This window comes from Belnapia mucosa (assembly GCF_016775475.1).
In the GTDB taxonomy this organism is placed as follows: domain Bacteria; phylum Pseudomonadota; class Alphaproteobacteria; order Acetobacterales; family Acetobacteraceae; genus Belnapia; species Belnapia mucosa.
The window spans coordinates 1-6,198 of the sequence record NZ_JAEUXJ010000054.1 but is presented as its reverse complement, the minus strand read 5'-3'; the positions used below and the strand labels follow the sequence as shown (position 1 = coordinate 6,198).

General features: G+C 63.6%; 5 protein-coding genes and 2 pseudogenes. 4 read left to right on the top strand and 3 right to left on the bottom strand.

What is annotated here, in order from left to right; genetic code table 11:
• Nucleotides 1-445: 445 nt before the first annotated feature.
• Nucleotides 446-871 carry a response regulator gene (locus JMJ55_RS30150; protein WP_202829303.1) on the top strand — a complete coding sequence of 142 codons (426 nt, stop codon included), beginning with the start codon at nucleotides 446-448 and terminating at the stop codon, nucleotides 869-871.
• Nucleotides 872-1,224: 353 nt separating this feature from the next.
• Here the strand turns inward: JMJ55_RS30150 and JMJ55_RS30145 are convergent, their stop codons facing one another.
• On the bottom strand, nucleotides 1,225-2,217 hold the full coding sequence (locus JMJ55_RS30145) for a TRAP transporter substrate-binding protein (RefSeq protein ID WP_202829302.1): 993 nt from the start codon (nucleotides 2,215-2,217) through the stop codon (nucleotides 1,225-1,227).
• Between the two features lie 290 nt (nucleotides 2,218-2,507).
• On the opposite strand from JMJ55_RS30145, the gene dctP reads away from it, so the two are divergent.
• Both dctP and JMJ55_RS30135 read left to right on the top strand, forming a co-directional pair.
• Nucleotides 2,508-3,722 carry a TRAP transporter substrate-binding protein DctP gene (dctP, locus tag JMJ55_RS30140; protein ID WP_202829301.1) on the top strand — a complete coding sequence of 405 codons (1,215 nt, stop codon included), beginning with the start codon at nucleotides 2,508-2,510 and terminating at the stop codon, nucleotides 3,720-3,722.
• A 300-nt stretch (nucleotides 3,723-4,022) separates the two neighbouring features.
• A pseudogene (locus JMJ55_RS30135) lies at nucleotides 4,023-4,699 on the top strand (IS6 family transposase); the annotation flags it as partial.
• A gap of 136 nt (nucleotides 4,700-4,835) precedes the next feature.
• Here JMJ55_RS30135 and JMJ55_RS31860 read toward each other — a convergent pair.
• Both JMJ55_RS31860 and JMJ55_RS30130 read right to left on the bottom strand, forming a co-directional pair.
• Nucleotides 4,836-4,964: a hypothetical protein gene (locus tag JMJ55_RS31860; protein WP_268885453.1), complete on the bottom strand. Its 129-nt coding sequence runs from the start codon at nucleotides 4,962-4,964 to the stop codon at nucleotides 4,836-4,838.
• A 110-nt stretch (nucleotides 4,965-5,074) separates the two neighbouring features.
• Nucleotides 5,075-5,734 (bottom strand): phosphatase PAP2 family protein, encoded by a 660-nt coding sequence (locus JMJ55_RS30130; RefSeq protein ID WP_202829300.1) that lies wholly within the window; start codon nucleotides 5,732-5,734, stop codon nucleotides 5,075-5,077.
• Nucleotides 5,735-5,968: 234 nt separating this feature from the next.
• On the opposite strand from JMJ55_RS30130, the pseudogene JMJ55_RS30125 reads away from it, so the two are divergent.
• Nucleotides 5,969-6,124 (top strand): annotated as a pseudogene (locus JMJ55_RS30125) (transposase); the annotation flags it as partial.
• Nucleotides 6,125-6,198: the final 74 nt, after the last annotated feature.

The following is a 6,198-nucleotide window of genomic DNA, read 5'->3' as shown; positions in this document are numbered from 1 at the left end:
CCGCCTCGTCCGTGACTACGAGCGCCGCTGCGACGTCAGCGAAGCCATGATCCGCGTCAGTCTCGGCGCGCTCCTGCGCCGCCGTGTCGCTCACCCGTAGCCATTCTCAAACGGGGTCTTAGAGAAATCGACGCGGCCATTACGTACCGACAGGGCGCCGCTTTGGTGCCGGCTCGGCTTCACCACTCGCGGCATCGAAAGCCTTTAGGGACACCGTGGCCCAGAAACGGCGACGATCCCCCCCCCGTGCCGCCGCTCCATACCTGCGACAGTGTTGGCGCGGATGGCGCAACAGAGATTGTTGCAAATCAGACACGCTCACGCGGTGCTGGCGTAGAACCTCATCGATCACGGACACGTAATAAGCGATTTCGGGATCTTAGCGGCCATAGCTAATGCATAAGTTGAGCGGCTTGGGGAAGCCGTGCGGCCGGAGGGGGGACCGATGCGGGTTTTGGTTGTCGAGGACGAGCCGCTGATCCGGATGCTGGTCTGTGAACTGTTGGAGGATGAAGAATACACCTGCACGCAAGCGGCGGATGCCGCTGAAGCTCTCGCCCTGCTGGATCGCGGCCTTTGCCGGCCCGACATCATGGTCACCGATTTCAACCTTGGCCCAGGCCTCAACGGTCAGGCTCTCGCCGGGCAGGCACTCCGGCGGCTGCCTCAACTTGCCATCACCTTCATCACCGGTAACTCCAGAGCCTTTGACGAGTATCCACTGCGATCCTGGGAGCGTCTGGTGGTGAAGCCGTTCCTGGATACCGATCTACTCCATGCCATCAGCAGTCTCCGACTGGGCCACGATCATGGTCGGCCCGTCTCAAGCCTTTCCCCGCGACTTCAAACCGAACCTGTCGCAATGCGGTAGCTGAAGCGCGCCCAGGTTACAGACCAAGCCGCCGTAGGCTCGCGGCCTCGACAGGTTGGCTATCGTCGCCATGGCGATGTCAGGCCCGAGAACGGTGGCTTTCGTCCGGCCAAGCGCTCCGCACCAGCAGCGGCGCTGGTTAGCTTGGCCAGTCGTCGCCTGCTGGTTCCTGCACCCGCACCCCCAGCCGAGTTGCTGTGGTCTCGAGCAGCGCCACATCCCCCTCCCGCCATTGATGCCGGGTCAGTAGGGAAGTCACCTCGTCCACTCGTAACCCTTCGAGATTTCTGTTGGGCTGAAGCCGTGCGGTGCCATAGCGGAAGGGGTAACCCTAAAGAAGCTAGAAGCTGAGATTACTCCGTAACTGCCGTGATACCTCGTGCTGGTGCCATGTAGTGGTTCCAGACCGTGACGCATTCCTCGCCGCAACGCTGGATCCATTTGGGTAGCACGACCTCGCGCAAAAGCCGAACGCGAAGCTGCTGGTCCTGGTGCGCATCGTTGACGATCACCATGCGGCCGGGCTTGCCACGAACGCATTGAGGCAAACCGGCATTGCATGCGAAACCCTCTTCGGTCTCACGCTCAGCGGCCTGCCAAATCCTCATTTCCAAGGCCGTCAGCCCCCTCTGGATCTGCATTCGCGCCTCTGCCGGCAGCGCATTCCAGGCGTTGATGTTGGCGCCGAAAAGGGAGACGCCCCAACTAACTGCCTGCCGTGACATCGTCGACGTCACCGAGTGCAGCCCAAGCGCGTTGCCTGACAGGCTCCCGGTGATGGCGCATGCCACCACGCGGTGTTCGATCGCGCTGACGATCTCCGCAAAGGGAACCACGACCGGCGTGGCGCCGAGCGCTTCAATAACCTCACCCTGTCCGACAGAGGAGACCCTGATCGGCCGCCCGGCAAGGCCAGCGAGGCCGGTGAATGGTTCTCGGCAGAACATCACCTGCGCCGGGTAGGTATAAACTGCCAGCAGCTGCACATTGTAACGCTCCCGCAGGAGCATTTCCAGGCGAGGCCGTAGCAGGTCCCGTGATTGCTGCAGACTTGCAATATCTGGATTGAGCACCGGCAGATCCATGGCGCTCAGCTCCGGATCGTCGCTGGCGGCAACGGCTAGGGTGATGGTGCCAAAAGGCACAACGCCGAGCCGCAAGAGCCCCAGCATGTCAGTGCCGCGAATACCACTGCGATCCGAGGGCGCGATCTCCGCCTCGACCCTGCCGCCGGTCAGGCGCCGCACCTCTTTGGTCCAGAATGGCTCCTCGTATTCCCGATACTGCGAGACCCCACCAAGTCCGCCCACAATCCGGAGATGGTGGGACGCAACCTCTTCAGCCACAGCAGGTCCGGCTCCGAGCACAAATGGAACGACAGCGATTAGGGCTGCTTGCCGCAGGATATCTGCAACTGCATGACCCATGGCCAAGAAGATAGATCCAAACATAGCGCCGCAGCGGCTCCGGAGGCGGACCAGCCTCTCTTACAACTTTTTAACATGCTTTGTGCGAGTGCGGAATGCGCCGTCGCTACAATCACCTTCGGCAAGTCCAGGGTGGCCCTGTTCAGGGCAGAACTATCGTCATTCGGAGATTGAGAGCGCATTCACCACAAATGGATATTTAAGTATAGATGAATGGCGAACGTCCTCTATGTTGGTGGGGGCGTGATCTGACGCAAACACGTGCAGTGAAAGCTATAGATGCCGTTCCGATTCGTTTGCTATGGCTGGCTTATGCGCAGCCTGCTTCACGCTCCAACCCCGATTTCGGCCAAGCTCTGTTGCTGCGAGGGAAACAGGCTTTGCTGCGGTCGGTAACGATGGCGCTTTGCCTCGCCCTCGCCCTCGCCCTCGCGGTGCCGGCGGCGGCCGAGGAACCGCTGAACCTGCGTGTCGTCAGCGGCTTCATGGGGCGCCCTCAGTTCGACGCCGTCGAGCAGCCCTTCTGGCTGCGGGAGGTGCCGGCGCTGACCGGGGGCCGCGCCACTGTGACGCTGCAAACCGGGAGCAGCCTCGGCATCACCGCAGAACAGATGCTGACGGTGATACGGAATGGGGTGGTGTCCTTCGGCACGCTGGAGGTGGGCTCCCTTACCCTCAGCGTGCCTGAGTTTGGCGTTGCCGACCTGCCCCTCCTCGCGGAAGACGAGGCAGGTCAGCATCGCACTGCCGAGCTGTGGCGCCCCTGGCTCGCTGCCCATTTGCGGGAGCGCTATGGAATTGAGCTATTGGCGATGTTTGTCCGCCCGCCGCAGCTGATGTTCTGCAACCACCCCTTCGCCAGCCTGCTCGACCTGGCCGGGCGAAGGATACGTGTCGCTTCGGTCAACCAGTCGGACCTGATCCTCGCGCTCGGGGCCGTCCCGGTGGTGCTAGAGCTCGATCGGACCGTCGATGGCTTCCGACGGGCAGAACTGGACTGCGCGGTGGTCGGGGCACTGCCGGCCAGCATGGTTGGCCTGACCCGCGTCACCGGCCATGTCTCCACCGTGCCGATCGGTTGGCCCATGGCCTTCCTCACCGCCCACGGGGACCGATGGGCTACGCTGCCGGAGGCGGTGCGCGCGCCGCTGCGCGACGGCATACGGCGACTCGAGGACCGCATGCGGCGGGCGGCGAAGACGCTGCGGGATGAGGGCGAGGCATGTTTGTCAGGCCGGCCGGGATGCCCTGCTGAGTCGAGCCGGATGCAGCGCGTCGGCGAGAGCGCGGCGAGCCGGGCGGCGATCCGCGCCTTATTTACCTCGGCAGTGCTGCCGGGCTGGGTGCACCGCTGTGGCGCCGCCTGCGCCGAGAGCTGGAACGAGGTCGCAGCTCCGGTACTGGGGATCTCGGCAGAAAAGTAGGCCATACCGAGATCGGCAGCTCACAGGCGATGAGGCTCTCGGAGTCCAAGGGATACGCTACGCAAAACCGATTTCCTCGCCTTGCAAAGCAACTTCTGGATTACCTTACCGGTAGGCCGCCTTGAGGGGATCAGGCCGACAGCCGGCCGCAGAATGTTGAGCAAGCCTCGCATTTGAGTGTGTTTTGCCCATTACTATCAACCTGTAGATGATGTTGCGGGATCGAGATGAGATCCTCTCGTCCCTGGAGGGCATTGTCACGTCGTTGAGCACTGGCCGGAACGAAGAGGTCGGGCCAGGGTGGTTGGATGTCGACCGAGCCCCACCACCTACCCCGGCTACCGCTTCCCGGCTGCGGTCATCCACCATGCCGTCTGGCTCTACCATCAGTTCAGCCTGAGCCTGCGCGATATCGAGCTGATCCTGGCCGAGCGGGGCGTGGTGGTCAGCCACGAGAGCATCCGGCGCTGGTGCCTCCGCTTCGGCGCGGACTTCGCGGTCAGGCTGCGCAAGCGCCGATCCACGCCCGGCGACACCTAGCACATGGATGAAGTGTACCTGAAGATCAACGGCGAGTTCTTCTATCTCTGGCGCGCGGTCGACCAGCACGGTGTGGTGCTCGACATCCTCGTGCAGGAGCGGCGGAATGCCACGGCTGCCAAACGCTTCTTCAGACACCTGCTGGTCGGCCTCCAGTACAAGCCGCGGCGGATCGTGACCGACGGGCTCCGCAGCTACGGTGTCGCGCAGCGAGAGGTCCTGCCCGGTGTGCAGCATCGGACCAGCCGCTACCTCAACAATCGTGTCGAGAACTCCCACAGGCCGACGCGACGTCGAGAACGTTACGAGAACGCCAGATGCAGCGCTTCAGGTCACCCGGGCAAGCCCAGCGATTCCTCTCCGCGCACGCGATGATCTATGGCCACTTCCATCCACAGCGGCACCTGATGACCGCCGATCAGTACCGCCGTTCGCGCGGAAAGCCTTCCGGATCTGGCGACAGGAGACATGCGCCCAGATGGCGGCGTGATGTCCCGCAAGCTCCGTCCTGCGGCAAAACTCGCTTGGCCATCAAACAACGTGACAATACCCTGCTGTGGGGTGGCTGCGTGATCAGATCCGCAAGCCTTCATCGAAGATCAGCAAGGCGGCGAGCGGGGGCAGGATGTGGACCGCTTCGATCAACCCAACGTTAAAGGCCGTCCGGAACAGGAAGGCGAGCATCACCAAATCTTCGATCATGCAGCCCCCACCGGTCCCTGGTAGCAACCGCTACAGTGTACGGTAGCGATTGTGCCGGAACAAGACCGCGATGGGGGTCAAACGATGGGCAAAGCGTTGTCGCTGTACGGCTACGACGAAGCTACCGGGTCTGTCCGCCGCGCGGCCGCCCGGCAGGCCACGCCGATGCTGGCGCCGAGCAGCAGCCCCGCCGCCAAGTCGGTGAGGTAATGCGCCTCCACGATCATCAGCGCCGCCCCGGTCGCGAGGCAGCCGAGCACCGTGACGAGCCGCGCCGCGAGCCCGAGCGGCCAGGCGAAGGCGGCCAGCACGCCCAGCACGACCATATGGCCGGAGGGAAAGCTGCCTGGATGCAGCAGGTGGAAATTGCGGAAGGGCGCGCTCTGGTGCCGGAACCAGGCCTCCGGCGCCACCCGGCCAAAGAGCGGCTTCAGCTCCGACTTCACCGCCAGCGCGATGCAGAGGCCAAGCCCGGCGAAGAAGGCCATGCGCCAGGCGCCCCGCAGCCGCGCCCGGCCGAGATGCCAGGCGCCGAGCGCGACGGTGCCGAGGATCGCCACGGCCGCGATCGCCTCCGGCAGCCGGACCAGCAGCATCGCCTCGCGCGAGGGCGTGGTGCGTTCGCGCAGCAGCAGGGCCAGCGGATGGTCCAGCCGGGTGATGCCGAACAGGATGGCCGCCGTGGCCAGGACCCAGAGGAGCCCCCAGGTCCAGAGGGCGGCGGGGATGGCGCCGCGGAGGCGCAGGGACAGGCCGGCGATCCGTTTCATAAGCATGCGCATAGCGGAAGCGGCGGCGCCGCCCGGATCACATTCGAGACCAGTCTTAAGACGTGATAGAGCGCAAGCAGAGAGGGCTCATTGCAAAGTAAAAGAACCCCAGGCGATGACGCCTGGGGCAAGGTGCCTTGTCTTGAAGCAAGACAAGCGACAATCAACTCTGTAGCCGTTCCGATCTGACAAGATTGTCGTAGATGCTACAATTCACATTTCCGCGGGTTTTTGCCCGGTGCTGCCATCTTGGACAGCCGCACGCTGCGGTCCTCATCGGAGAGTGGCGCGAGGTCGGGCTATGACGGTGTCAAGCGCAAGCGGGGCTCCAAGCTGCACCTAGCGGTCGACACGCTGGGCCATCTTCTGGCCCTGCACGTAACGCCTGCTAGAGCAGCATCCGATCATTCGGGCTCATAGCCTGCGGCGGTGAAGTAGCTTCGGCATTCGTTTGGAGTGAACTG

What these genes read in the sequence shown, in the direction of transcription:
- JMJ55_RS30150 (WP_202829303.1), top strand. Translation starts at nt 446, where the DNA reads ATGCGGGTTTTGGTTGTCGAGGACGAGCCGCTGATCCGGATGCTGGTC.
- dctP (WP_202829301.1), top strand. Translation starts at nt 2,508, where the DNA reads ATGAATGGCGAACGTCCTCTATGTTGGTGGGGGCGTGATCTGACGCAA.
- JMJ55_RS31860 (WP_268885453.1), bottom strand. Translation starts at nt 4,964, where the DNA reads ATGATCGAAGATTTGGTGATGCTCGCCTTCCTGTTCCGGACGGCCTTT.
- JMJ55_RS30130 (WP_202829300.1), bottom strand. Translation starts at nt 5,734, where the DNA reads ATGAAACGGATCGCCGGCCTGTCCCTGCGCCTCCGCGGCGCCATCCCC.